Origin of the sequence: Streptomyces sp. NPDC002133, assembly GCF_040296405.1 — a bacterium.
Taxonomy (GTDB): Bacteria; Actinomycetota; Actinomycetes; order Streptomycetales; family Streptomycetaceae; genus Streptomyces.
On record NZ_JBEOXF010000035.1, the window covers coordinates 15860 to 41270 of the forward strand.

Here is a 25411-nt window from a genome sequence, read left to right on the forward strand (position 1 = left end):
AGTCGTCACCGGCGCCCGCCAGACGGGATCGGCCGTGAAAGTTCCGTAACGTTTTGGTGGACTCTCCCGCCCCACGGGATTGCGCTTTTCGGCAGGTCAGAGGCTGTGTTTTATAAGCCGCATGGAAAGCATCGCAACGATTCACGCTGGATCTGGTTGGCGCTACTGCTTTTGCGGGGTCATGGCCGGCGACGGCTGGCGCCCGGCGGGGAAGCCACTGCACGCTGCCCAGGAGGAGGTCGGTGTCCCACCCGGGCGCTGGATGGGCCGGGGCCTGGCCGCACTCGGACTCGTGACGGACGACATCGTGACCGAGCGGCAAGCTGAATTGCTGCTCGGGGAAGGACGGCACCCGGACGCCGATCGGATCGAGCGCGAACTGCAGGAGGCCGGGAAGGACCCGGCCGCCGCGCGGCGGGCGACCGTCCTGGGACGGCCGATCGAGCACATCGCCTCCCCCCTGCTCGCGCTGGACCTCGTGTTCCGGCCGCCGCCGACCGCGCATGCGGCCTGGGCCCTGGCCGATGACGAAACGCGGCGAGTGCTGGAACTGTGCCACCAGATCGCCCGGAACAAATCGCTGACGTGGACGGAAGAATCGGTGGCGCAGGTGCGCTGGGGGAGCGGCGGGCGCCACCGAGCCCCGATACGCGACGGTCTGGTCATCGCCGCGTTCCGCCACTACGAATCCCGGACCGGCCAGCCCCTGCTGCACGACCACGCGCTGGTGTCCATCAAGGTGCGGCGACCGGACGGCCAATGGGGCAACCTGTCTGCCGACAGCATCTTCGATCACGTCGTCGCCGCGGGCACCCTCTACACCCTGACGTTCATGGAGGAGGTCTCCGAGCGGCTCGGCGTGGCGTGGGAGCCGCGTGAGGTGACGCCCGGCAAGCGGCCGGTCATGGAGATCGCTGGGATAGACCACCGGCTGATCGACTGGCAGTCCACCCGCCGTCAACAGATTCTCGACGCGTTACCTGGCATCGTGGCGCAGTACGAGAACCGACACGGCCACGCGCCGGGCGAGCGGGCCGCCTATGCGCTGGCTCGCCAGGCCGCCGACGACACCCGCCCGCCAAAGCCGCCCGCCAGTTCACTGTCCGAGCTGCGCGCGCGGTGGCGGGCATCAGCAATCCGCGCGGTAGGCACCGATGTCGTCGACCAGCTCATGGAGCGGGCGCGCGCGGCGGCGGCCGCCGTGCGGGACCGGGTGCAGTCCGCTGTCGACGTCGCCCTGGCCGCGGTCGACACCGTCGCCGTGGTGTACGTGATGCGAGGTGCGTTCCAGCACCGACACCTCCTCGCCGAAGCCCGTCGGCACATCGGCTACGTCCTGCGCGGCCGCCGGCACGAACCCGGCCTGGACGAACAGATCGTCCAAGCCGCCATCGACGGCTACACCTCTCCCGTCAGGCGGGCGCTCACCGCCGACTTCCGCTCCCTGTACCCACACGAGCCTGACGGCCAGGCCGAGGTACGCCCGCTGACCCAGAGACCGACAGCGTCCCGCTACGAGCGGGCCCGGCTCGCCAGCGATGCTCTTACCGCTCGGATCCGGGCCGCCCGCCGTTCGCGACGCCTTGCCACCCGCTCCCTGCCGCACGCGGTGTCCCTTGCAGCCGGAACGGTCTCACCGCAGCAAGATCGGCAGGCCCGCGGCGAGGCCCGCGTTGCCCGGATGATCGCCAAGGCCCGCCATGAGAGGCAGCAGCAGACGACCGACATCGCCACGGCCGACAGCACCCTGCGGTTCATCGAGGCTGCGGCCAAGCTCCGCGATGGCGTGAAGGAGCGCACGGTCGCGTACGGCCCACCCACCCGGCCCGCAAGTCCGAAGCCCGCCCAACAGTCGACCTCTCAGTCCGCACCGGACCAGAGGACCACACCACGGAGGCCCGCATGACCACACCGAACGACCGGAAGATCGAGGCCTTGGCCGCACGGCTCCAGGAGGGAGTCCGCGAGCGGGCGGCCGTATTCGGCCCGCGCCCGCTGCCCGCTCGTGTAAAGACCAAGGCGTCCAAGACGGCAGCGGAGCGGAAGAAGCAGTTGCGCGAACAACGCAGCCGACTGCAGTCGGCATCCCGCCGCCGGTTCACCGGGCGACAGTCCCGTCTGCCCCGCCCCCGGCAGAACCGCATCGGCAGCGCCGCCGCCCGCCGTGACGCGCGCGCCCTGTCCCGGCTGCGGCGCTCCAACGTGTGGCTGCGGTGACCGGCCGCTGCACCGGGCGGGTGTCACGCCGACGACGTCGCGGGAGTGAAGGTCGCGCCGAAGAGCCCTCGCGCCCTTGGTCGGGGCGAGACCGCTGCGGCCACCGTTGCCGCCCGCAGTCGGCAGTCGTCTTCTCTTCCCGCCGTGGCGCGGTCTCGAGCTCGAGCCAGGAGAACAAGGACTCTTGCAGTTGGGACCGGCCGGTCTAGGGAGCTGTCGCGGTCGTCACCGTGCCGCCGGGAAGCTGCCGGGGTTGACGTAAAGCTCAACCCTCTTCCCTGGCCAGACTCAACGGCCGCGTTCTGTTACACCCATAGGGCTGGGTCCCCGAGCGGAGGAGGCTCGGGGACCCAGCGGAGTGCTCAGCCGAAGGGCCCGCCCATCCGCCCCGGGGAAGCGGACGAGCGGGGCCGGCCTGGGGAGACCAGCTGATGGTCTGGCCCTGCGGGTGACGGTGAACTCCGCCGCCGCCGGTGTGCTGCCGGTGTGGCAGCGGCCGAGCTGCTCCTCGACGGCGTCCATAGGGCGTCCGGGCCGATCTGCCGCACGATCCAATGACTATCCTCCTCGTAGAGGGCGGCCCACGAGCCGTATTCGACATCGACCAGGACGTCCTCGGCGCGCCCGTCCCGCTCCATCGTCCGGCGCTGCGCGTGCGGTACGGCGAACTGCATGACGAAGCGGGACGTCCAGTCGTTCAGGACATCTGCCCCGATGGTGGCCTCGCGCGACTTGCTCGCGCTGAGGTCGGGCAGCATGCCGAGCGGGGCGGTGTGTGCGGGCGAGCGAGCATGAAGCTGACCTGTCCGCTCAGGAAAGGTCCGGACGCGGTGTCGTCGTCGTGGACCATCAAGCGCGCAAGCTCCGAGGCGCCGAGCCAGCCGCCTATGGTCGTCAGGATCAGCCCGCCGGGCCGGGTCTGCTCGATCCAGGCCGCAGGGACCGTCTTCACGCCGCACGTTGCGATGATCCTGTCGTACGGCGCCCCGTCGGCGCAGCCGAGGAGTCCGTCACCGCTGATGAGCGTCGGGTGGATGCCGATCTGGCTGAGGGCGGTGCGCGCCCGCGCGGCCACGCCCTCGTCTGCTGCGGAGTACTCGTCGACACGTCATCGTCCGTCCATGGTTTCGGATCTTGATGACGCCGTCGTCATCGAGGCTGCGGGCGGCGAACTGCAGCCCGAAATCGTCATCGGGTAGTACGGGTCCAGCATGTGGAGGCCCACGCCGTAGCTGAGGCCGTACAGGCCGCTGTCAGTGCGCATGATGATCAGACCGGCCGCAGAGTGACTGCGCTCGTTGACCTCGAGACCGGTGATCTCCTCGACCGCCGTGCATCAATCGGCCCTGTCACGGGGGATGCCTCCGATGATCAGCAGCCCTTCGAACTCTTCTCGGGAGAAGGGACGGGCCGGGTATCCGGGGCGCTCCAGATATTGGCGGCGGACGAGTTCGCGCAGTTCGACCTGGCGCCCGTCGGGGACCTTGAGCCGGTGGAGAATTGACTTACGGGTGGCGGGCTTGCGCTGGTTCTGGCCAGGCATCAGGCGGTCCCGTCGCGTGACGCTGGCTTCGGCTGGCGATTGAGAACCGGGCGGCACCCTGATAGTGCCAGCCCGTCAGGGGCTTGGGGATCATGCGGCAGTGTGCGGCTCGCCCTGGCCGAATCGAAGAGCGCGCAGGATCTGCCCGTGCTCCTTGCGGGCGACAGCAGCGGGGATGCGGCCGGTGGCGCGGCGCAGGGCCAGAGTGGCAAGTGCGTCCGCGGTCTCGTTGAGGTCGTGGCCGATGTGGCCCTTGAGCCAGCGGACCTCTACGCGGTCGCGGTGCGGCATCAGGTCGGCTAGGAGCTGCCTGCCCTCGGGGAACACAACGGCGCGGTGGGCCACCGCCGGGTTGGCGCTTTCAAGGGCCCGGTTGATGATGGCGACGGCTTCGGAGCTGTCACACAGGATGACGACGGGGCAGTCCCGGCTGCGTCGAGGAGGGCGAGTGCGGCGTTGCAGATGCCGACGACCTCCGCCTCGCCGCTGCTGGAGGCCATGGAGTCGCCACGGCCCGTGATGCCGTTTTCGGAGACCCAGCCATAGCCGCACACGGTGGACTCGTCGCCGACCGCGGCGTCGGCGACGGCTACGACCGCATGCGGGAGGAGGTCGTCGAGGATCGCGTATCGGTCCGAGGCGGTGTCGGGCTCGGCGATCTCCCTCGTGACGTCATCCTCGTCCAGCCCATCCGCGGCAGGGACTTCCATGGCAACGGCCTCGGCGAGAGCGAGGTGGCATCGCGGGCACTCCGCGGCCCGTTCCGGGCAGCCGGCCTGGTGCTCGGCGGACAGCTGCCGCGCCCGGTCCCACAGGTCCAGGTGCACGGTGGCGAAGCGCGCGAGAGCCCCTTCGTGGCACTGGGTGATGAGGTCGGCGAACACCCCAGTGGCCGTGAGATCCCGAATGCGGTCGTGGAGATCGGCGGTCCGGTGCTTGGCCTCGACCGCACGGGCGGTGAGGATCGCGGTGTCGTGATAGGCATCGTCGAGCGCGTCGAGCTGGGCGCTGCGGGCGGTGAGGGGACGGGCGAGCGCGGCCCGCTCGGCCTGGGCGATCGCGTAACGGCCCCAGGCCAGCGCGGTACGGGCGTGCCGACTCCACCTTTCGACGACCGCGTCATGTGCAAGGTGCGGGTTCTCCGCCTCCCGGGCGTCGTGCAACAGGGCCTGGATGAAGGAGTCGTCTTCGCAGTCCAGCAGTTCGCGGATCGGAGAAGGTATTTCGGGGTGCATCAGTCGGCGCTCCCGTGCCCACCGGGCCCGGTCGTGGTTCGGGACACTGAGAGCGTCATAGGGCAGGCCCCGGTGGGCGAGCTCCTCTTCCAGGGCGCGGAGGTACGCCTGCGGATGCGCGGCCCGCGCAACCCGCAGGTCCAGCGGAGCAGTCACCGGCGCGCGCCGCTGCGCCATCCGACGGGCATGCTGCTCTTTGCAGACGGCTTCAGCCTGGGATCGGGCACGCCGGACCCGGCGGACGTACGTGCGCAACGACGGCAGCCGCTGCGTCGGCAGGCCGGAGAGCTCAGCGCGCCGGACAGCTCCACGAACAAGAACCTCGGCGTGGGCGAGAGCGATCGCCACCGGTTCGGCGAGCGCGGGGTGTCCCAGTGCGGCTTCGGTCTCTGGACTGCCGGTGCCGTTCATCCGGGCGAGGGCGGCATCCTGGAGCGCGGCGAAGTCCTCGGCGAGGCGGCTGACCAGTTCGGGGCGCGCAGGCAATGTCACGGAGAACTCCGATCGAGGGCGGATGGTGAAGCGCTTTGTGGGGTGGATGCTCAGCCGGGCGATGACGAAGGCAGTGTGATCACCGCGGTGCGGCGGGCGGCCACAGCTCGCGGGCCAGGCCGGTGAGGACCAGGCGCTGTCGGCGGGTCATCGAGGCCGGCAGGCGCCGCGCGTAGCGGGAGGCGCGCATGTGGTTGCGTCGTGCGCTGCGGAGGTCGCCGCGGTCGCGGGCGGCGGCGATGTCGCGCAGGGTGTCGTCCAGGGCCATCAGCAGGTCGGCCCGTGGGATCGATCCCGGCCGCAGCGCGGATGCCTCCCAAGTACGCGGGACGCGCTCGTCCCAGATGGGTCCGCCGCCGGTCAGGCGCGCGGATCGTCGTACGCGCATGGTTGTCCCCCTTGTTGTGTGAAGTGACGGTTCCTCGGTCAGGCTCACAGCGGAGCTGCTTGTGGGTTGTCTTGTCCGTCCTCGCAAACGGAGGCCGTGTTGTTCCACCCGCGGGTCGGTGTCGGTGTCGGGGTCAGGGCGCGGGGTCGGCCTTGGCGGTGTCGTGGACGTTGGTGAGGCAGGCCTTCATGAAGTCGTCGCGGTGGACGGTGCCGCCGTTGGGTTGCTCGGAGATCTGGGAGTACTGCTGCGAGCATGTGGTGTCGTTGGAGGTGAAGGTCATGGTGCCGTCGTCGGTGTAGACGCCGCCTGCGATGACGCCTGCCGAGTAGACGCCGAGAAGGGTGGAGCGGCCGAAGACCGGCTTCTCCACGGTCTTGGTGACCGTCTTGGAGACGACCTTGGGCGGGCGGGCCTCGGCCTCCTCGGCTCGGTGCGTGGCAGTGGCCGTCTGACGGCGGGCGGCCTCCAACGCGGAGTGCGTGCGCACGTGGTCGACCACGGTCACGGTGCCGGAGGCGGCGGCCAGTCCGCAGGCCGCGATGGCGATGATCTTCTCTCTGGTCACTGAGCGTTCCTTTGCGGAGGGCGGGCGATGCGGGACGCGGCGGGGGCACGGTTGCGGGGGACCGCAACGCGTGCCGACGGTTGGAGTCAGCCGCCGAGGGTGAAGGCGATGTCGCCCTTGCGGAGCTCGGCCTCCGTCTTGGTGAGGTCGCCACGGTGGGAGACCTCGACGCGGTAGAGCTTGGAGCCGGCCGGGATGCCGTGGACGGTGAACTTGAACAGGCAGGAGGTACCCACGACTTCGCCGGTGGTCAGGCTGTCGGCGGCGACCACCGTTCCGGAGGCGTCGGAGATGGTGACCTCGGTGCCGACGTCGAGGTCGTCGTAGCCGTCGTCGCCGGTGCAGGAGCCGCCGTCGTCGGTGAAGCCCTCGGGGTCCATGAGGAAGATGCCGCCGGTGGTGGTGAAGGTGTCCGGATCATCGGCGAAGTCGATGGTGGTGCCGACCCAGGCGAGGGCGACCAGGGCGGCGCCGGCCACTGCGCCGACGGCCAGTGCGGTGGCGGGGCGCATGCCGCCGATTCGTGTGGCGAGCGACGGGCGCGTCTGCGGCGGTGCCGGTGCCGGAAGCGGCGGTGTGGTGGGCGGGTCGGGGACGGCGACCTCGGATACGGCAGGCGCGTCCACGGGGGGCGCGGGAGCCTGGCCGGTGGCCTCGGAGGCGGCGTCTGACATGGCGGTGGTTCCTCTCGCGGGGACTGCAGTGGGTGTCGTGCGGTGGTGCGGGAGGTGCGGGTGGTCAGACGGCGGCGCGGCGCCGGTGGTCGGCGAGGGCGCCGGAGGCCCACAGGGGTACGAGGCGGGGGAGTTCGGTCGGGGCGACCTGACCGCGTACACAGCGCAGGCCCAGCTTGGCGAGGGAGTCGGCGGCCTCGTTGAGGGGGTGGCCGACGTGCGCCTTCTCGTGGACGAACGTCAGGCCCGGGGTGTACTCGGCGATCATCTGGAGCTGTACGAGGGTGGGGGTGCGGCCCTGGGAGCGGAGGTGGGTGTCGTAGCCCTCGGGCATCCCGCTGCTGCCGCGCTGCCAGGCGTGCAGGTGGGACAGGGCCTCGATGTTGTCGACGCGGATCTCGACCGGGTGGCCGGGGTGGGCGGCGAGGATGCGCTTCAAGCCCCAGTAGACCGCGCGCAGTTCGGTGACCAGGACCCGGACGCCGGGGCGGGCGAGGTGCCGCGGGTAGAGGTGCGCCCGCAGGCCGGCGTGCCCGGTGGTGGCGAGGTAACCCGAGGCGATGCGGTCCGCGGCCACGGATGCGTCGGTGGCCAGGACGATCGGCCCGGATATGGCCTTGACCTGGTCGTCGATGCAGATGCCATGGCGCTTGCGGGTCTGCGGCCGGGGTGCGTGTGCGAGCGGTGAGCGGCGGCCCACGACGGTCCTCCTCTTCGTGGCGGTGGCGGTGGCGGTGGCGGTGGGGGCGGCGGGCGGCGTGGGCTGCTCGCCGCCGGGAGGGGCGGCGGTGGCGCGGGTGGCGCTCGGCGTGGTTCAGGTGGTGGGCGCGGGGTTGGCGCGGACTCCCGCGTAGATGGTCAGGAACAGCTCCAGGTCGGCGGCCTCGTCCGGGGCGGCGCGTCCGGAGGCGAGTCGGGTGCGGGCGTCGCGATGGGCACGGTGCAGGTAGCCGCGGTGGTCCAGGTGGTGCCAGAGGAGACGGAAGGCCTGCTGGTGGTCGTACAGGCTGGTCTCGTATTCGCCCTTCGAGACGCGGCGCGCTTCCTTCAGTAGGGCGCGGAAGTTGTCGTCGTCGCTGCGTTCCAGCAGCGAGGCCAGGTATCGGTAGTAGACGGTGAGCTCGGGCTCCTCGGACTTGGCCAAGCTGTGCGTCTCCCTGTCACTCGGGTGTGGTGTGTCCGCTGTGCCGGTCAGCCGACCTTGACCCACTTCTGGCAGCGGGTGGTCTTGAAGACCTCGCCCTTTCGGACGGTCACCCGGCCGCTGCCCTGGAGGTTCTCGTTACTGATGATCGAGTCGAACTCGCCGCTGGAGTCCTGGGCCCGCTCCCAGTAGCAGCCGAACGCGCCGTCCGGCCCGGCGGTGCGGTACGTGCCGGCGGCCATGTCCGTGCCGACCAGGTACTCGCCGTCCCCGGCGACGGTGGTGGCGGGGCCCTTCGGCTTCGGCGGCTTCGCAGTCACCGTCGCCGTCACGGTCACCGTCGGAGCCGGGGCGGCGGCCTCGGCGCTGGCAGTTGCGGTCACCGTCGCTGTAGGGGCGGGGGCTGCAGCCTCGCTGTCTCCGGCCTCGGCGTCTCCGCCGCCCATCCCGGCGCCGAGGATCAGGGCGACGAATCCGATGGCGCCGTGGGTGAGCCAGGCCTTGCGGCGGGAGGGCTTCGGCTGGGCCGGGGGCTGCGGCGGTACGCCGGGCCACGTCGCCCAGCTGGTGGTGTTCTGCGGTTCGGGGCTGGTCATGGCTGGCACTCCATGTGATCGAGAGGGAGGTGGGGCTTCGAGCCCACCTGGGGCGTGCGGCGGCCGCAGTGAGTTCATCCGTGCATGCGGGAGCGCAGGTCCTGTAGGAGCGCTGTGTGGGCAGCGCTCCCAGTTGGAAGCGTGAACAGATAAGCAGAATAGTGAAAGCACTGTCAATCGCGCCAACAATTTTGGGTGGCGTGTAAGGTGTTGGCGGTCAGCACGCCCACCAGGTCAGGAATGCCATGCCTAAGCCATCCGCGCAGGTGACCGCAGCCGAGATCTCCCGGCTCGCCGGGGTCACACGCGCCACGGTCAGCAACTGGCGCCGCCGGCACGCGGATTTCCCGGCCCCCGCCGGCGGCACAGACACCAGCCCGCTGTACGACCTCGAAGCGGTCCGCGCCTGGCTCGACGCGCGCGGTCACGGCACCGCCGCCTCACCGTCGGAGGAACTCCGTGCCGCGCTGCGTCTGTACACGGGTGGCGGCAGCGCCGCGACCCGACTACTTCCCCTGGTGCTCGCCGCGGCTCAACGCGACGCGGCCCAACTCACTGCGCTGAGCAAGCTGTCCGACCCGGACCTGGCGGCCCGGTCGCACGACGCCGTCGCCGACCTCGCCGAGAGCGTTCCCGACGCCGAGTCGGTCACCTACACCCCCGCCGACGCCTCGTTGCTGCGTGCGCTCCTTCAGTGCGTACAAGAAGAGGGCGGACGGGCAGCGCTCGATGTCCTGGCCGAACGCGAGCTGGAAGAGAGCGCCGCCAGCGGTGCCTACCAGACGCCCGAGCCGCTCGCCGACCTCATGGCCCGCCTGCTCGCGCCCGCCTCCGGCCCGTACCCGGCCCGGGTCCTCGACCCGGCATGCGGCAGCGGCACGTTGCTGGCTGCCGCGGCCCGTCGTGGGGCCACCGAACTGTTCGCCCAGGACTCCCTCCCGGTGCAGGCCCAGCGCAGCGCGGTACGACTGCGCCTGGCCGCACCCGATGCGGAAATTTCCGTCCGGGCCGGGGACAGCCTGCGCGCCGACGCCTTCCCGGAACCCACCGCCGACGCGGTGCTGTGCAACCCGCCGTACGGGGACCGCGACTGGGGCCACGATGAGCTCGCCTACGACCCACGCTGGGTCTACGGCGTACCGCCGCGCGCCGAGTCCGAACTCGCCTGGGCCCAACACGCTCTGTCCCACCTGGCGCCGGGTGGCCTGGCGGTCATGCTGCTGCCGCCGGCCACCGCCGCACGTTCCTCCGGACGCCGGGTACGCGCGGAACTGCTGCGCGGCGGCGCACTGCGCGGCGTGATCGCGCTGCCGCCGGGAGCGGCCACACCCTTCCATATCGGACTGCAACTCTGGCTCCTGCAACGCCCCCAACCGGATGGCGGCGACCGCCAGACCGTGCTCTTCGTCGACCTCTCGGGTGACCAGACGACGCCCGACCGCGCCTCGACCCGAACACGAGCAGGACAGGCGGCGCTGGACTGGGAGGCCCTGACCGCCAGCGCGCTCGAATGCTGGCAGGCGTTCGATGCGGACCCGTCGGGGTTCGCCGACCATCCCGGCATCGCACGCGCGGTGCCGGTTATCGACCTCCTGGACGATCTCGTCGACCTCACCCCGGCCCGCCACGTCCGGGTCACCCCGCCCGCCGCCGACCCCGCCCAGGTCGCCAAGCGGGCGGAAGAGCTGACCGAGCGCTTGGGCCGCGGCGTCGCGGCATTCGCCGATGCCTCTGCTCTGGGCATCTGGCAGCCGACGGACACGTCGCGGGAGTGGCGTACGGCAACCGTCGCCGACCTCGCACGAGGCGCCGCCCTCTCGGTACTGCGGGCAGCACCTGCCGTACGAGGGGCGGACGATGCAGTTCTGCCGAAGGAGTACGTGGGCCGCCCTGTCCTTACCGCGTCCGATGTTGCAACCGGCGCCCGCGCCTCTGGCAGCCACGACGAGCAGCGCCTTGCCCACACCGTGCCCATCGAGGCGGGTGACATCCTGGTGCCGCGCATCGTCAGCGCCCACGGCACCCGGGCCCGCGTGGCCGACGAGCAGGACGCCGGCTGCCTGCTCGGCCTCAACGTCCACCTCTTCCGGCCGGACCGGGAACGCCTGGATCCGTGGTTCCTGGCCGGCTTCCTCTCCGCCGAGGACAACGTCAGCAGCGCCTCCACCGGCAGCACATCCATCCACCTCGACTCCGGACGACTGCGCGTCCCACTGCTGCCGCTCGCCGAACAACGCAGCTACGGCCAGGCGTTCAGGCGCCTGCACGAACTACGCACCGCCGCACAGCAGGCCGCGGACCTCGCGGCGGAAAGCGCCGGACTGCTGACTGCCGGCCTCACCAGCGGCGCACTGCTCCCCCCGGACACCGATTCCGCCTGAGCCCGGCCGCCCGCCATGCCGCTCACCCGCGAGATCCACTCAGGCGGTGGGCGGCAGGAATTCGCTCGGCGTGCCGCTGCAGCTCACGCTGAGCGCTTCGCGGGTGCGGGTGCAGGCGTCGAAGAGGGGGCAGAGTTCCCGAAGAGGTCCGTGTCGTGCTGCAGCGGATCGGCCTCGCGCGGGGTGATCTCACGGGCGAACGGGACGGTGCCTTCGGCGACGCCGAGGAGCCGACCCTGGCCGCCACGGTGGCACCATACGGTGCCTCTCGTATCAAGCGATGGGCGGCCAGCGGGTCAACGCCTGCACTGGGGAGACAAAGGGCAGCGTCGGCACCGTTCTGACCCCGACTCGGGCCGAGGCCAAGAGGCCGCAGCGGACCTCGCCCGAGCAGTACGGGAGGCAGTGCTGCACCAGGGGACCGTCGGCGCATTCTCCCGTCCGGCCGTTACCACGCGGTGTGCACCGGCGGAGCACGGCACGACCCGTCCTTGAGGGCGGTCCGCAGATCGCTCAGGAACCCGGGAACACCCATCAACTACTCGATACCCATGGCCATCAGGCCATCCACGCCGGGCGTCCGGGCTCCCCGGTTGCCCGCGACCCGGTCGAACGCCGCCAACAGCGTCGCCGTCGAGTAGCGCGTAAACGTACGAGAACGGCCGTCAACAGGGTCGCGGAACGCGAGAACGCCCCCGACTGTGTGGCCGAGGGCGTCATCGGGTGATTGCGGCTACGCGTCGGCCTGCTCGCTCAGCGGACGGAGCCGGAAGATCGTCCGGCACGACGGACATGCATACAACGTCATGCCGGGGCCGCTGTTCGCGTGCACGATGCGCACCGCGACGGCATGGGGTGAGGTGCGCTGACACCAGTTGCAGTAGTGGTAGGTAGGCTCCGCCATGTCGCGACTCCTCGGGTCGTGGCCACGCCCCGGGGGTGTTCGCGCATCCGCCGGGGTTCCTTTTCGATATACCACGGTAGACCATGGGCCTCCATGGTGCACCATGGGCTGCCGATGCGGCCAACGGTGCACCGCGTGACGATCGCCGTATGGCTGAGTACGAGTGGCAGCGCATTGCGCGGGCGATCGCTGATGACATCGCGTCCCGGCGCATCCCGCCGGGCGGGGCGCTGCCGGGCATCGTGCGGATGGCGGAGGAGTATGGCGTCGCCGATCGGACCATCCGGCGCGCGCTTCAAGACCTTCGGGAGCGGGGGCTCATTGAGACGCTCCCGTCGAAGGGATCATTCGTCACCGAGCCGGCTGACGACCAGGATGGCGTGTAAATGCAAAAAGGCCCCACCGCCTGAGGAGGGCGGATTCGCGTGATCGTCGCAACGCTGCAGGCCCATGGTGCCAGAGCGACGGCGAAGGCTTGGGCGGGGGTTTGCCAACCCAGGGTCTTGCGGGGTCGGTTGTTCAACCGGTGCTCGATGGCACGGAGGTCCTTAGCCGTCCTCCGGCTGCCCGCCCCTCCCCTCCAGCCGCCCCGGCATCGGCAGCACCTCCCGCACCGCCGCCCACTCGGCGTCCGTCATGTCCGACGGATACCTCGGCTCCCGGCCCGGCCGATCGCCCGCATTCCCGAACCGGTGCGCGAGACCAGCCCCGCGATCCGCCGCGTGTTGCGGTGATTGCCCTCCAGGTCGAGTACCTGGCATCCACCGAGTGCCTTGGTGATTTCCGGCAGCGTCGGATGGGTTTCGGTCAGGCGCTGGCACTCGTCGGCGTAGACCGTGGTCCGTGCCCCCAGGACCCGTTCCGGTCCACGGCTGACTGGGCGGAGATGGGGTTCACCATTTGTGTACGCCGTCAACGAACCCAGTCGTTGAAGGAGGCTGCGCCCCTGTGTACGGTGGCTCATATGGTAGACACTCCTGCGACCCCGACTAATCCGCTGGTCACCGGATCCGAGATCGCCCGGTTGGCCGGAGTCACGCGGGCTGCGGTCTCCAATTGGCGGAGGCGGTACGACGATTTTCCCCCGCCTGTGGGCGGCAGTGTGAACAGTCCGCTGTTCGACTTGGCCCAGGTGCAGGCGTGGTTGGAGCGGCAGCGCAAGGGGCAGGACGTCTCGGCCGAAGTGCAATTGTGGCAAGTGCTGCGCGGGGCATACGGCGACGAGATGATCGAGGGGCTTGTTGATGTGGCTGAGACCATCTCCGGAACGGAAGCCTCCGCCGACCTTCCGACGGACGCCGTTCGGCTGGCGCGGGTCCTGGTCGCAAGCAGCTCTGCGGCTGACATTATCGACGCTCTCGCCGAGCGCTTCACCGACTCCGTGCGCCGGGCAGGGTCGGACCAGGTGACTTCGCCACGCATCGTCCGGGCCGTACGCCACTTCGCCAGCGAGGTGGAAGCAGACGCGACGCTCTTTGACCCGGCCTGCGGCATCGGCACCCTCCTCCTGACCGTCGCCCTTGAGCAAGGGTTGAAGCTATATGGGCAGGAGGGGGATGCCCGCAGCGCCCGCTTCGCGCAACTGCGCGCCGAATTCACCAGGGGCATTGATGTTGTCGTTGCCACTGGTGACTCCCTCCGAAACGACCAGTGGGCAGATCTCAGGGCCGACCTCGTCGTCTGCGACCCACCCATCGGTGACGCGGACTGGGGGCGCGAAGAACTGCTCCTCGACTCCCGCTGGGAATTCGGCACACCGTCGCGGGCCGAAGGAGAACTCGCGTGGCTGCAGCACGCTTATGCCCACACCTCGCCCGGCGGCCGGGTCCTCATGGTCATGCCCGCCTCGGTCGCCTATCGCAAGGCAGGCCGTCGCATCCGTGCCGAGCTCGTACGGCGAGGTGTCCTGACCCAGATCACGGCACTTCCGCCAGGCGTCGCGGCGTCGCACGCGTTGCCCGTGCACCTCTGGCATCTGCGCCGGCCACAGTCTCTCGGCGACGCGGGAACCAGCGTGCGCATGGTCGACCTGACCGCGAACGCCCCGGACGGTTCCCTGCAGCCGCGAGCCGACCAAGTGGCGGACGTCTCCCTGATCGAATTGCTCGACGATGCCGTGGACCTCACCCCGGGCCGTCACGTGGCCGAATCCCACCGCGACTACGTGGCGGAATACCAGGCTTTGCGTCGGGAGCTCACCAAACAGGCCCGGCTGCTCGCCGAGTTGCTACCCGCACTGACCCTGGGCGCGAGCGCCAGCGCGCTGGAGGGGCCATCCGTCAGCGTCGCCGACCTCGCCCGCGCCGGACTGGTCGAGTACGGCGATCCGGAACCCGTCTCTGTCAGCGACCAGCTTGACACCGACTTCCTCCAGGGGTTCCTGCGCAGCTCGGCGAACACCCGGCGGTCCACGAGTGCCAGCGGCACCTTCCGGTTGGACGGCAAGGGCGCGCGCATTCCACAGATGGACATCGCAGACCAGCGCCGATACGGCGCCGCGTTCCGCGCACTTCAGGAGTTCGAGGAACTGGCTCGACGTGTGGCCGAGTTGAGCACACAGGCATCAGCACTGGCGCGGAACGGTCTGGGCAACGGGGCGCTGGCCCCCGGCGAGTGACAGGCCCAGTCAGCGGCAGGCCCCGGGCCGGTTTCCCTGCGGTGCGAACGAACCTGCCGCACCGCTCCACGACACCGACAGCGCCTCCCGCGCCCGCGTGCACGCCACGAACAGCAGACACCGCACCCGCAGCAGATCCGAGTCGTGCTGGAGCGCGTCCACCGAGGCCGGTGTACCTCGCGGGCGAAGGGCACCACACTCGCCGTCACGCCGAGGACGGCCACGCAGCGGAACTCCAGTCCCTTCATGGCATGCATGGTGGCGAGCCGAACCCCGTCCGCGTCCGGTCCGGGGTTGTCCTTGACCCTGACCACCGGGACATGCGCTGCGACCAGCTTGTCGTAAGCCTTGTCGAGCAGCACGTTGAAGCGTGCGCAGACATCGATCTCCGACGGGCGGATGCCCTGGGCGATCCAGCCCAGGACGCGTTCGACGAGCGCCGCCACCTCGGCCTCCTCCGAGCCGTACCCCTCCACGTGCGGCCTGCGGCGGTGCAGCAGCGACCGGTAGCCCGCCAGGGTGTCGGTGCCCTCGCCGCCGAGGTCGTCCACCGAGACCGGGCTGAGTATGCCCGTCGACCAGGCGAGGATCTCCTCCGTACTGTGGTAGTTGATGCGCAGGCGATGCGTGCGTCCGGCCAACGCGATGCCCAGGGAACCGAGCGAGACCTTCGAGTCGTAGATCCGCTGGCGCGGGTCGCCCGTGATGAACAGATCGTTGCTGTTGGGTGCCACCGCTCCGCGCAGGACACGCCACTGGGCAGGGTGCAGGTCCTGGGCCTCGTCGACCACGACGTGGTCGTGCGTCGGCGACGAGGCAGCCAGGAGATCGGCCGCGCGGGCACACACCCTGAGATGGGTGGTGGCCTTCTGGTCGCGCAGCATGGAATCGAACAGCTCGACAGCGGGCCACAGCTGCTTCCGCCGCGCCGGTGACAGCGCGCTGCCGCGGCCGCGCCGGGCGGCGGCACGGTAGGCGTCGATGGTGCGCAGATCCTGGGCGAGGACGACGTGCCGGTACTCCTGCGCCAGGAACTGCTCCGTCCACCGCAGCCCGAGCTTCTTGACGACCCGCTGCCACAGCAGCCGCTCCTCGCGGTCGCCCACGGGGGAGGGAGCCTTGCCCTCATTGCGGGTCACAATGCCGTGCGCATAGGCGTTGACCGTGGTCACGTCCACACGGTCGAACAGTGCCGCGTCACCGTCCAGAAGAAGGGACAGATTCTCGCGCAGGGCGGCGGCCAGGGCGTTGGTGTACGTGGTGAGCAGGACTCGGGCGTCCGGCGACCGAGTGAGGAGGTGCTTGATGCGGTGCAGGGCGGCGACCGTCTTGCCCGTACCAGGACCGCCGGTCACCTGGACCGGGCCGCCGTACGACACCCTGGGCGACCCGGCGCTGTGAGGGGTGGAGGAAGACCCGTCAGGCCGCGAACGGCTTCTCCAGGATGTCGGCGAGCCTCCGGGCCGGAGACCAGGGTGATGCGGCTTCTGGTGTTGGCGATGGCGACGGCCAGACTCTCGTCCGGATCGGGGCACGCGTCGACGGGACGGCGCACGGTGACCACGTCCCGGTACACATCTTCCGGGCTGAACTCCTCGGCGAGGTACTGCAGCACCTCGCACTGGTCCTCCGGCAGCAGCGGCTCGAAGGCCTGCAGCTGGGCCTTGTCGACGATGGTCCGCACCGCCCGCAACACCTGGTCGACGATTCCGAGTTCGCGCAGCACGGTGTCTGAGTACTTGGCGAACAGCAGCGAGTCGGCCGTGGCGGCGGCCTGTTCCAGGGCAGGGGTCAGCTGCTCGATTGCGACCACGTTGCGGACTTCCAGTGCCCGCGTGGCGGAGTTTGTCGTGTACAGCCGCTTGGCAGCCCAGGTGTACGCGTCGTCGTGCGGGACGACGTTGACGAGCAGGAACACGTCACTGCCGTCGTCCGGAGTGAGGACGACACCGCGCCAGAAGTCGTTGATGCGGATGGTCCGCATACGCGGATCGCGCGCGTTCTCCACGGACTCCAGGTGAAGTCCCTTGTCCGCCTGCAGACCAGGCACGCTGTGCTGCTGGAATTTCTGCATCGCCTTGCGCACGCCTGCCCTGACGGGCTTATCCAGGACGTCGTAGCTCTCCCAGAAACTGTTGGTGAACGCGAGCTGAGGCACGACGTGCACTCGCCACCCTGGACGGGCACTCGGCAGTCGATCATACGCGCGGGGTGTACGGAATTCATGCTTCTGTCATATGCAGGGTGATCGCGGCGATGTCCTCGAGCAGGCCGGACGGTTCCTGGTCCAGGTCCAGAGCATGCTGATGGATCACGATGCCCGCGTGCCGCACCCGGTGGGCGGCATGCGGAGCGTTGCCCTTCGCATACACCAGGTGCCCCTCGCCCAGCCCCAGGGCCGTGCAGTACGCCAGCATCTGGTACAGGTCGCCGTCCGGATATCCGCCCCGCTTCTCCGCCTTGTACTTGGCGTCCACGACGGCGCACGGCCGACGGTCCGGGCCGTACAGCACAAAGTCCGGCTTCATACGGATCGCTGACGCCTCGTCGAGGTGGTGCGGATCCTGGAACCGGCAGGTGTGAACCGAGCCGCGGAAAGCCTCGCGCAGGGCGACCGTCACGAAGTCCTCGAAGAGCTTGTTCATGTCGAACAGGAACCCGTCGATCCGGAGCCCGCCCGGGGCATGTTCCGCCGACGCGTCCTCCAGGACGGCGCGGGCGAGGTGGAGGGCATGGTGGTAGCGGGCGTTGAGACGCGTCGGCCGCCAGCCGGGGAGCGGCTGTCCGCGCACCACGGCGGTGACGTCGATCAGCCGGGCACGCTGGTGCAGCAGTCTGCGGCGCACCTCGCTTGGTACACCGGGCAGCCGCAACAGGCGCTCGACGGCCGCCCGCAGGATGCGGTTCTCCGCGATGTCGCCGGTGAACTCGTCGTACGCCACCTCCACGGGCAGTGCCGCACCGAACCGGCGCCGTATCTGTTCGGCCTCCCGGATCCGGCCACGCACGACGAGCGCGGTATCCTCCGTCGCCCAGTACCCCTGCAGCAGGCCCTGCCGCAGGGCCCGGTCCACCTGACGCTCCACGGCGTGGGCGAGCGCGGGCAACAGATCGTGGTGCTCGGCCACCTCGACCTCGCCGTCCCGCCAGCCGCCCTGCGGGTCGAGGCTGTAGCCGAGCAGGAAGAAGAGTCGTGCGATGGGCGTCTTGGGGGTGACGCGCACGGTGAACGGCTCGTCCGCACCGGGTACAGCGACGGCCACCGCGCCGACCTTGCTGCCCGCCCGCAACGACCAACGGCCCGGGGTGTACGGGTCCGGAGCCGCGTCCAGGACGTCCCCGGCGGCCAGCGCACGCCCGACGGCGTCGGGCAGGACAACGCTCACCGCCGGCGCGTGCTCGACGAGCTCGACGACCTGCGTCACCCCAATGACTCCCGCAGCACGGTCAGCCCGTACCGCTTCTCCACGTCCACGCCCTCGCCGTAATGGTGCTCCTCCAGCAGCGGCAGGATCTTGGTCCGCCACGTCCGCTCCAGGCCGCCGTCCCGGTAGACACCCTTCTTCATCAGGTACGAGGGCCCGATCCGGAAGTCGGTATCGTCGATACGGGCGTTGAGCGCGTCGAGGAGATCGGCGGGCTCGGCGGCCCTGCCCTCCTTGGCCAGCCAGCGGCGCAGCAGCCCGCTCGTGGGCTCGGTGCGCGAAGACAGCTCCACGAACGCGAACCGCCGCCGCATGGCCGCGTCCACGAGCGCGATGGACCGGTCCGCGGTGTTCATCGTGCCGATCACGAACAGGTTCGGCGGCAGCGCGAAATCGTCGCCGGAGTAGGTGAGCCGAACCGACTTGTTCCGGTACTCCAGGAGGAAGTACAGCTCGCCGAACACCTTCGCCAGGTTGGCGCGGTTGATCTCGTCGATGATCAGGAAGTGCGGGATGTGCCGGTTGCCCTCGCGGGAGGAGAGGTCGGCGAGTTCGCGTAGCGGTCCGGCAGTGAGCCGGAAGGCGACTTCCCGAGTCTGCGGGTCCTCCTGGGGCCGGAATCCTTCGAAGAAGTCCTCGTAGGCGTAAGACGGATGGAACTGCACGAGCTTGACCTGTTCGGGCCCGCCGCCGAGGAACTCGGCGAGCTTCAGCGCGAGATACGTTTTGCCGGTGCCGGGTGGCCCGTACAGCACCAGTTGGCGTTCGTCCCACAGCAGATCCCGCACCTCGCGCAGCCACGCCGTGTCGTGCACGAGGAGTTCCTCGGCCAGATCGTCCGTCGGGTCGGGCAGCTCCAGCTCGCGGCGGGCCGCCAGCGCCGGGATCTCCACGCTCGGATCGCCGGCGGTGGCCTCAGCCTCCTCGATCAGGTCCTCGTCGCTTATACCCAGACCGTCGATCAGGTCCTTCACCATGGTCAGGTCGACGACATCGTGCTGTGCGGACAGCTTCTGCTGGAGTGTTTCGGGCAGGTCCTCGTATGCGTGTCCCTGTTCCGCCCAGTCCACAGGCCGCCGCAGATCGGCTCGCCCGTCCTCTGACGGGATCCGCTCCACCTCACCAGTGATCTTGCCGACGTGGAGACGACCGCCGGAGATGGTGCACATGGTGTCGCCTGGCCTCATCCGGGACAGGAACATGTGCAGTTCCTCGACCAACTGCACCTTTTGGTTGTACGTCGCCGTCGAGGCGTAGTCCTCCTCGACAGCCGCTCGCAGCCGGTCCTTGCTGACGCCTTGATCAATGTCCTGCCGCAGGTGCCGGGCCTGCAAGGTCACCACGCCTTCGGGCAGCCACAGGCGGCGGACGAGGTCCAGCCCGGAAACGTTGGAACCCCGTACCAGCCAGGCCCGGTTGGGGCCCCACCACACCTGGTCCAGATAATCCGAAAGTGGGTGGCCCTCGGCGCTCTTCCACTCCAGCCATCCGTTGGCGCTGCGGCCGACGAGGATCTCGGCGGCGGCCGACGGCGAGTTGCACTCGACGTCCTCCGCTGTCTCCAGCCAGCCGGGCCAGGTGGCCGAGTCCGTGATGATCCCCTCGTCGATCAGCCGCTGGCGCAATCGATGTGACGACGGCATGCGGATCGGGAAGGAGGGCACCACCTCCGGTCGGGCAGGCGATCCGGCGAGTACGACGAACTTCTGGCTGCCGTTCGTCCCTTTCTCCGTCAACAGCCGCCCCCGGGCCTCGGGGCCGCCCCCGGGCAGTCGCAGTCGGAACTCCGGATAGGGAGTGCCGCCGCCGTCGGCTATGTTCATTGCCTTCCCCTACTCGTGCACCGCGCGTTTACCGAGAACGATAGGACGCGCCGGTGACGTCGCGCGTCCACAACGGCTCCAGCCCTCGCCAGCATGGTTCCCTGGCAGGGAGTGTCGCCTCTTTCGTGCGCGGCTTGAGCCGCGCCCTGACGCTCCCCGTTCACAGCGGGTCCTCGGCCAGGTCACGTCAACGTGTTAGTCAGATGCGGCCCGATGTATCCCGCATAGATGCCGTGTTCGGCGCAGGCCGCGTCGAAGTAGTGCAGCCGCGGTGCGATCGTGTTCCCGCCGCCGACGCGCACGTGAGCGCCCATGAACACCTTCCGGGCCGGATCGAGGTGCTCGGGTACGGGGAACGTACGCTGCCGACGCCAGCCGGAGTTGCTCTTCACCGACTTGGGCTCGTCCCGCACGATCTTCCGCGGTGAGATCGTGCGGACTCCCCCCGGGGCTTCGGCACACCACTGTTTGAAGTCCCGACCGCTCTGCCCCGTCGCCGTCGCTTCCGCGAAGTCCCTGAGTGCCAGCAGGGCGTCCCAGGGGATGCGCCCTCAGGAAGAGCCGTACGCCTGCGCGTCCAGTTCGAGGGTCACCTTGCGGGAGCCGGTGAAGTGCAGCCGGGGCAGGTCGGTGATGCGGTGGAGAAGTTCCTCGAACGACTTCGGTTCGTCGTCCGGCACGATGGAGGGGGTGTACGCGGCCGCGCCGGCACCCAGTTCCACCATCTGGTTCCGCAGCGCCTGCAGCTGGGCTCGGACGCGTGCAGCTCCCGGTACTGCTCGTCGTACTCGGCGATCAGCAGTGTCTCGTTGTCCTCCGCCTTGCGCAGCTCGTACTTGAGGTCGCGGATCTCGTCGGCCCGCACGCGCTGTTCACGCCCCGCCTCCTCGAGGATCTCGTGAAGGGCCTCGTTCTCGACACGGAGTCGTTCCAGCTCGGGTGCTGCCGAGTCATGCAACGTGCGGGTCCGCATGACGGGGACGGAGTCGAGCTCGGCGGGCAGCGGAGTGCGGGCGGCCAGCCGCTGCGGCAGCTGGGCGACGATGCTGCAGGCCTGGGCGGGGCGCTCGGTGATGAGCCGGCGGGACATCACCCGGTGCCGCTGCCCGACTGCGGGCCAGGCCGGGGCGACCCCGGGAAGGTAGGTGCGCACTCCGCCGCCGTACACCCGGTGCTATTCCAGCGCACGGTTGAAACGGGTTTCCGCCTCCGGAGACAGTACGTAGAGAATGGCGAGACCGGCCAGCGGCCGAGCCGGACCAGGGGGTCGACGGTGCCCTCCAGCCAGGCACCGAAGTCGACTCCGTACGGTGTGCTGGCCACGACGACGCAGGCGGCGTGCCTCGTCGCACAACTCGTCGATGACAGCGTCGACGTCCTCAGCCTCGACCACCTGCGGCTGGGCCGTGACGTCGGCGAGCCGTCGGGCGCGTCGAGGACGTCGAGGAGACCGCGCGCGAGCCGGGGCGTCTTGGCCGGGACGGGCACGGCCTCGGGGTCGTCCGGCAGGTGCTCGACATCCAGCTGGACCCTGGTCGGCCCGTTCCCGGCCTGGCGGATCAGCAGCGTGGTCGGCCAGGTTCCGCCGGGCAGCGTCTCACGCAGCCGCCACCGCCCGTACGCCCCCGAGGTTCCGGTCGCGGAGTCGTGGTCGAGGGTGACACCGCGGGCTATCTCGTTGCGGCCCTCTGCGAACGCGGCGACGTCATAGCCCTTCGGGGGCTCCTTGAGCCACAGCCGCAGTCGGCCGTCGACCTGCGCGCCGGTGCTGACATAGTCCAGTCCGCTGGTGACGACCATGCGGTAGCGGTGGTTGTCCAAGGCGGGTTCCTCGTGGTCCATGGGCAGTGGGTGTGGCGGGTCAGCCGTTCGTGGCGCTCAGCGCCGACAGGAGGCCGGTGACCTCCAGCAGGCGCGTGTGGATCTCCGCGGGTGCCGGCGGCAGTTCGCACGTGCGGTAGTGGCAGGCCGCGCTGAGGGCCGACCAGGTGGTGCGGCACCGGCGGGCGGTGTCGTGGCCCGCGTACCACTCCAGGCACAGCATCCGGTGCTTGCCGATCCGCGTCATCGACGGGGTGACCCGCAGCCAGTACGCGTCCAGTGCCTGGTCGAGCGCCATGCGGAGCAGCACGGCGGCAGCTCGTGCGCGCAGGCCCGGAGCGAGGGTATGCACGATGCCGGGCTCGGGCAGCAGGAGCCGGTCGGCGGCGGTCACGAGGGTCTCGGGCGACGCGCTCATCGGCCGCCTCCGGCACCCTCGGTACCGGTGCTGCGCCGGATGGCCGCCGCCAGCGTCTCGGTCCGGCGCACCAGCCTTTTCCGGTCTTCCACCGTCGGAAGGGGTGCGTGCGCACCGGAGTTGAAGGTTTCGACCAGGGACCAGCCGCCGGGGCAGATCCGCTCGACCGCCTCACGGGCGTGCCTCTGTTCGTCGCCCAGGAGGGCGAGGGACACGTACGTCTTGGTCCGGTCGAGGGAGGCGACGCGCTCCTCGACGGCCCGCAGACCGAGCCCCTGCTCGTCGCGGAGGCGGCGCCGCGCGGTCTCCAGACAGGCCGCTTCCACCGCGACCCGGCACATGGCGGGCAGCACGTGATCGGCTACGTCCTGCGGGAGATGGGGGTCCATGGAGATGTCCCGGGCCTCCTTGAGTGACTGCTCCACCGGGTCGGTGACGGATTCGACGCCCACCACCGAGTCGGTCTGACGCGTGACGCGCAGGACGGTCGCCTTGATGCCGAGATGGGCGATGGCCTGCTGGAGCCTGGTGTCGTGGGTGAAGACGATCACCTGCCGGTCCCGAGCGCAGGCATCGAGCACGCGGGCCAGCCCTTCGACCTTCTCGGGGTCCATGGACTGCACGGGGTCGTCGATGACGAGAAAGCCGAACGGGCTGGCCGTATGCGTGGCCCGAGGCAGGAACAGGGAGAGCGCGAGCGAGTGCAGCTCGCCCTGGCTCATCACGCTGTAGGCGGGTGCGTCCATGTCGTCCACGGAGACGCCCAGTTCAACCTTGCCACGGCCGGGGGTACCGGCGAGGGTGACGGATCCGAGCGTGACGCTGCTGTGTTCGCACAGCTTCTGCCACACTTCCTGCGAACGCTGTGCGAAGGGGCGCAGCCGCTCGTTGCGCAGCTCGTCGATGATCGGCCGCAGCCAGGTCCGCGCCTTGCGCGCGTGCTTCCGCCGCTCCTGCGCGGCCTCGGCCGCCTCCGCCGCGCCGAGCCACTCCGTCAGCCGCACGGCCGCAGGCTGCCAGGCCCCGTCGTATTCGGAGAGCCGCCGCGAGGCCTCCTCCCGCACCTGCCGGCAGGCGTCGTCCAGTGCGGCCGCAGCCCGCTCGACACGGTCCGCCAACTCCCTGGGGTGCGTGACGTCCCGGCACTGTGTCCAGTCCTGCCACACCGTCGCGAGGGGCGACGTCTCACCGCGCAGCCACACCGGAACCGGCTGAACGAGGCCGTGGACGGCCCGCACCGCGACCGCCACCTCCTGCCTGGCGGCCTCGGCGCCCGCGGCCTCCGCCTGGAGCCGCTCCACCTCTGCCCGCGCCTGCTCGGCCCATGCGCGGTCCAGCCGCTCCTCGGCACCGCAGACCGGGCAGTCCGTGCTGCGGGAGCGCCGCAGGTGTTCGATGGCCGCCTCCAGCAGCCGGGCCAGACGGCGGGCCTCCTCGGCACTGCCGTACCGCGCCTCCTCGGCACGCGTGGCAGCCTCCCGCAGCCGGGCGACGGCCCCGCCGACCTCCGACAGGTCCGGCCCGGCCAGGCTCGCGTGCTGCCGCAGCCGGGCCAGCTCGACCTCGGCGGCGGGTGTACGGCTCTCCAACAGCGCCCGTACCCGGACCAGATCGGGCTTAGGTCCCGACAGCGCCTGCGCCGCCTCGCGGGCCCTGGGGTCGTCGAGCGTGCCCAGCAAGTCGAGGAGCTGAGCCGTGAGCGAGTCCGCGTGCTTGATCGCCTGCTCGCACTCGCCCGCGGCGTCCTTGACCCGGCCGTCGAACTCGGCCAGAAGTTCCAGCCCGAGGAGCTTGAAGAAGGCGTCGTGCAGGCTGCCGAGCGTGCCGTTGATCATCGAACCCAGCTCGCTGTAGGGCAGGAAGGGCCGGGCGAGGTCCAGCGACTCGGCGTCGAGGATCTCCTCCAGCTTCCGCTCGGAGCCGTCGCCGCCCTCGATCTCGGTGCGCGCGTCATCGACCTTGGCTCCGTGCCAGGTCCGCCGCACATGGACGGCCTCACCCCGCTCACCGACGGCCAGTACGACACCGACCTCGGGCGTGACATCGGGACTGTGCAGGTTGCGCCAGCCCTTCTGCCAGTCACCGGCCCGCCGTCCCTCCCAGCGGGAGTTGCGCCCCGTGATCGCCGTCTCGGCCGCCTCGGCGAAGCTGGACTTGCCGGAGCCGTTGGGACCCGCGACGACGACCAGCCCCGGGCCCGGAGGCAGTTCGAGCGTTGTCCGCGGACCGATGCCACGCCAGCCGGACGCGGTGATGGAACGCAACTGCACGGGCCCGGCACGTCCGCCGGAGTTCCTGGCCTGGTCGTAGGGAAGCAGTTCGCGCAGCAGCTCCCGCACCTCAGGCGCGAGTCCGGAGTCGTTCAGGCGGTCGAGGAGGAGCGTGCGCAGGGAGACAGGGGGCTTATCGGTCATGGTCGTTCCCCGTTGTTGGGCGCGGCAGGAGAGGCCACGCGGGCTGATGATGTGCCTTGTTGGCATCTCCAGCATGGCGACAGCTTGTTAGCACTGTCAACGCGCTTTTGCGGATCCAGGCATTCGAATTTGTGTACGCAGGAGGCGTCTCGGACGATCGAACAGGGGCAGGGCCGTTAAGGTGATCGCATGCCATCCACGCACCTGCTGATCATCGGAGATCGGGCCGCCCTGAGCTGGGTGGTCACCGACAGCGGATGGCGTTCCCGGCGGGCCGAGCCAAGGAGGCGCGCGCACTGGGGGAGGGCGACGAGATCTTCCTCTACACCACGCGCGGCTGCTTCCGGAATCCGACGCGTGACCTCGGACGGGTCATCGGGCGGGCGTCGATCGCGAGCCCTGTGCGCGTCCTAGACGAGCCGGTCGTGTTCAACGGCTGGTCCTTCACCGAGGGCTGCCGCCTGAAGGTGTCCGGGCTGGCTCCGTTGCGAGAGGGCCTGGTCCTGCGCGATCTGGTGCCGCGCCTGTCGGTCTTCCCCGGCCCGGCGACCTGGAGCGTCCGTATGCGACGAGCGTCGCTGACGCTGCCGCCGGGTGATGCCGAACTCGTCCATACGGAGCTGGAACCGCTGTTGCGACCGTACGGCGAAGTCCGCGACGGGTACCGGTGGGAGCCTGCGCCCGCCTGATTGTCACGGGTCGCTGCGAGGCCCGGACCATGGGCGATACGGTGTGGGCGAATTCTGAGTCC

At 70.1% G+C, this 25411-nt stretch carries 24 protein-coding genes and 2 pseudogenes; 7 read left to right on the plus strand and 19 right to left on the minus strand.

Going from position 1 to position 25411, the window contains the following annotated elements; genetic code table 11:
• Positions 1–79: 79 nt before the first annotated feature.
• The 3 genes from mobF (at position 80) to ABT078_RS42860 (ending at position 3416) form a co-directional block, all read left to right on the plus strand.
• Positions 80–1906, plus strand: coding sequence for a MobF family relaxase (gene mobF / locus ABT078_RS27335; RefSeq protein ID WP_502981349.1), 1827 nt, complete (start codon positions 80–82; stop codon positions 1904–1906).
• Positions 1903–2217 carry a hypothetical protein gene (locus tag ABT078_RS27340; protein ID WP_351232178.1) on the plus strand — a complete coding sequence of 105 codons (315 nt, stop codon included), beginning with the start codon at positions 1903–1905 and terminating at the stop codon, positions 2215–2217. The genes mobF and ABT078_RS27340 overlap by 4 nt, the downstream gene beginning before the upstream one ends.
• Before the next feature lie 653 nt (positions 2218–2870).
• Positions 2871–3416, plus strand: coding sequence for a hypothetical protein (locus ABT078_RS42860; RefSeq protein WP_502981350.1), 546 nt, complete (start codon positions 2871–2873; stop codon positions 3414–3416).
• 137 nt (positions 3417–3553) lie between these two features.
• Here the strand turns inward: ABT078_RS42860 and ABT078_RS27350 are convergent, their stop codons facing one another.
• The 9 genes from ABT078_RS27350 to ABT078_RS27390 all read right to left on the minus strand — a co-directional run bounded on the left by ABT078_RS27350 (position 3554) and on the right by ABT078_RS27390 (position 8857).
• The gene (locus ABT078_RS27350) at positions 3554–3760 is read right to left on the minus strand and encodes a hypothetical protein (RefSeq protein WP_351232182.1); all 207 of its coding nucleotides are present in this window, start codon (positions 3758–3760) and stop codon (positions 3554–3556) included.
• Between the two features lie 90 nt (positions 3761–3850).
• Positions 3851–4171: a ribonuclease H family protein gene (locus ABT078_RS27355; protein WP_351232272.1), complete on the minus strand. Its 321-nt coding sequence runs from the start codon at positions 4169–4171 to the stop codon at positions 3851–3853.
• On the minus strand, positions 4060–5487 hold the full coding sequence (locus ABT078_RS27360) for a hypothetical protein (RefSeq protein WP_351232280.1): 1428 nt from the start codon (positions 5485–5487) through the stop codon (positions 4060–4062). Before ABT078_RS27360 ends, ABT078_RS27355 begins: the two co-directional genes overlap by 112 nt.
• Positions 5488–5566: 79 nt before the next feature.
• A complete protein-coding gene (locus ABT078_RS27365) occupies positions 5567–5875 on the minus strand; it encodes a hypothetical protein (protein WP_351232184.1) in 309 nt (102 codons plus the stop codon).
• A gap of 133 nt (positions 5876–6008) precedes the next feature.
• On the minus strand, positions 6009–6443 hold the full coding sequence (locus tag ABT078_RS27370) for a hypothetical protein (protein WP_351232186.1): 435 nt from the start codon (positions 6441–6443) through the stop codon (positions 6009–6011).
• An 86-nt stretch (positions 6444–6529) separates the two neighbouring features.
• Positions 6530–7117: a hypothetical protein gene (locus tag ABT078_RS27375; RefSeq protein WP_351232189.1), complete on the minus strand. Its 588-nt coding sequence runs from the start codon at positions 7115–7117 to the stop codon at positions 6530–6532.
• A gap of 64 nt (positions 7118–7181) precedes the next feature.
• Complete coding sequence (locus ABT078_RS27380; protein ID WP_351232191.1) at positions 7182–7817, minus strand: ribonuclease H family protein; 636 nt, start codon at positions 7815–7817, stop codon at positions 7182–7184.
• Positions 7818–7931: 114 nt separating this feature from the next.
• On the minus strand, positions 7932–8261 hold the full coding sequence (locus tag ABT078_RS27385) for a hypothetical protein (RefSeq protein WP_351232193.1): 330 nt from the start codon (positions 8259–8261) through the stop codon (positions 7932–7934).
• Between the two features lie 47 nt (positions 8262–8308).
• Positions 8309–8857 carry an Rv1352/Rv1906c domain-containing protein gene (locus ABT078_RS27390; protein WP_351232195.1) on the minus strand — a complete coding sequence of 183 codons (549 nt, stop codon included), beginning with the start codon at positions 8855–8857 and terminating at the stop codon, positions 8309–8311.
• A gap of 245 nt (positions 8858–9102) precedes the next feature.
• Here ABT078_RS27390 and ABT078_RS27395 point away from each other — a divergent pair, with 245 nt between their 5' ends.
• Positions 9103–11238, plus strand: a complete 2136-nt coding sequence (locus tag ABT078_RS27395) for an N-6 DNA methylase (RefSeq protein ID WP_351232197.1) — start codon at positions 9103–9105, stop codon at positions 11236–11238.
• A gap of 733 nt (positions 11239–11971) precedes the next feature.
• Here the strand turns inward: ABT078_RS27395 and ABT078_RS27400 are convergent.
• The gene (locus ABT078_RS27400) at positions 11972–12142 is read right to left on the minus strand and encodes a hypothetical protein (protein ID WP_351232199.1); all 171 of its coding nucleotides are present in this window, start codon (positions 12140–12142) and stop codon (positions 11972–11974) included.
• 149 nt (positions 12143–12291) lie between these two features.
• Here ABT078_RS27400 and ABT078_RS27405 point away from each other — a divergent pair, with 149 nt between their 5' ends.
• On the plus strand, positions 12292–12528 hold the full coding sequence (locus ABT078_RS27405) for a winged helix-turn-helix domain-containing protein (protein ID WP_351232201.1): 237 nt from the start codon (positions 12292–12294) through the stop codon (positions 12526–12528).
• 171 nt (positions 12529–12699) lie between these two features.
• On the opposite strand, the pseudogene ABT078_RS42865 reads toward ABT078_RS27405, so the two are convergent.
• Positions 12700–12804, minus strand: a pseudogene (locus tag ABT078_RS42865) (IS5 family transposase); the annotation flags it as partial.
• A 302-nt stretch (positions 12805–13106) separates the two neighbouring features.
• On the opposite strand from ABT078_RS42865, the gene ABT078_RS27415 reads away from it, so the two are divergent.
• Positions 13107–14759, plus strand: coding sequence for an N-6 DNA methylase (locus ABT078_RS27415; RefSeq protein ID WP_351232203.1), 1653 nt, complete (start codon positions 13107–13109; stop codon positions 14757–14759).
• Between the two features lie 9 nt (positions 14760–14768).
• Here ABT078_RS27415 and ABT078_RS27420 read toward each other — a convergent pair.
• The 8 genes and pseudogenes from ABT078_RS27420 to ABT078_RS27455 form a co-directional block, all read right to left on the minus strand.
• Positions 14769–16917, minus strand: a pseudogene (locus ABT078_RS27420) (UvrD-helicase domain-containing protein).
• A gap of 64 nt (positions 16918–16981) precedes the next feature.
• On the minus strand, positions 16982–18184 hold the full coding sequence (locus tag ABT078_RS27425; protein ID WP_351232205.1) for an McrC family protein: 1203 nt from the start codon (positions 18182–18184) through the stop codon (positions 16982–16984).
• Complete coding sequence (locus ABT078_RS27430; RefSeq protein ID WP_351232207.1) at positions 18181–20007, minus strand: DUF4357 domain-containing protein; 1827 nt, start codon at positions 20005–20007, stop codon at positions 18181–18183. The genes ABT078_RS27425 and ABT078_RS27430 overlap by 4 nt, the downstream gene beginning before the upstream one ends.
• 182 nt (positions 20008–20189) lie before the next feature.
• On the minus strand, positions 20190–20420 hold the full coding sequence (locus ABT078_RS27435) for a hypothetical protein (RefSeq protein WP_351232210.1): 231 nt from the start codon (positions 20418–20420) through the stop codon (positions 20190–20192).
• Positions 20421–20596: 176 nt separating this feature from the next.
• A complete protein-coding gene (locus tag ABT078_RS27440) occupies positions 20597–21097 on the minus strand; it encodes a hypothetical protein (RefSeq protein ID WP_351232212.1) in 501 nt (166 codons plus the stop codon).
• The gene (locus ABT078_RS27445; RefSeq protein ID WP_351232214.1) at positions 21097–21849 is read right to left on the minus strand and encodes a hypothetical protein; all 753 of its coding nucleotides are present in this window, start codon (positions 21847–21849) and stop codon (positions 21097–21099) included. Before ABT078_RS27445 ends, ABT078_RS27440 begins: the two co-directional genes overlap by 1 nt.
• 19 nt (positions 21850–21868) lie before the next feature.
• Positions 21869–22246: a hypothetical protein gene (locus ABT078_RS27450; RefSeq protein ID WP_351232216.1), complete on the minus strand. Its 378-nt coding sequence runs from the start codon at positions 22244–22246 to the stop codon at positions 21869–21871.
• Positions 22243–24660, minus strand: a complete 2418-nt coding sequence (locus ABT078_RS27455; protein ID WP_351232218.1) for an AAA family ATPase — start codon at positions 24658–24660, stop codon at positions 22243–22245. The genes ABT078_RS27450 and ABT078_RS27455 overlap by 4 nt, the downstream gene beginning before the upstream one ends.
• A gap of 257 nt (positions 24661–24917) precedes the next feature.
• Between ABT078_RS27455 and ABT078_RS27460 the strand changes: the two genes are divergently transcribed.
• Positions 24918–25349: a hypothetical protein gene (locus tag ABT078_RS27460; protein WP_351232220.1), complete on the plus strand. Its 432-nt coding sequence runs from the start codon at positions 24918–24920 to the stop codon at positions 25347–25349.
• Positions 25350–25411: the final 62 nt, after the last annotated feature.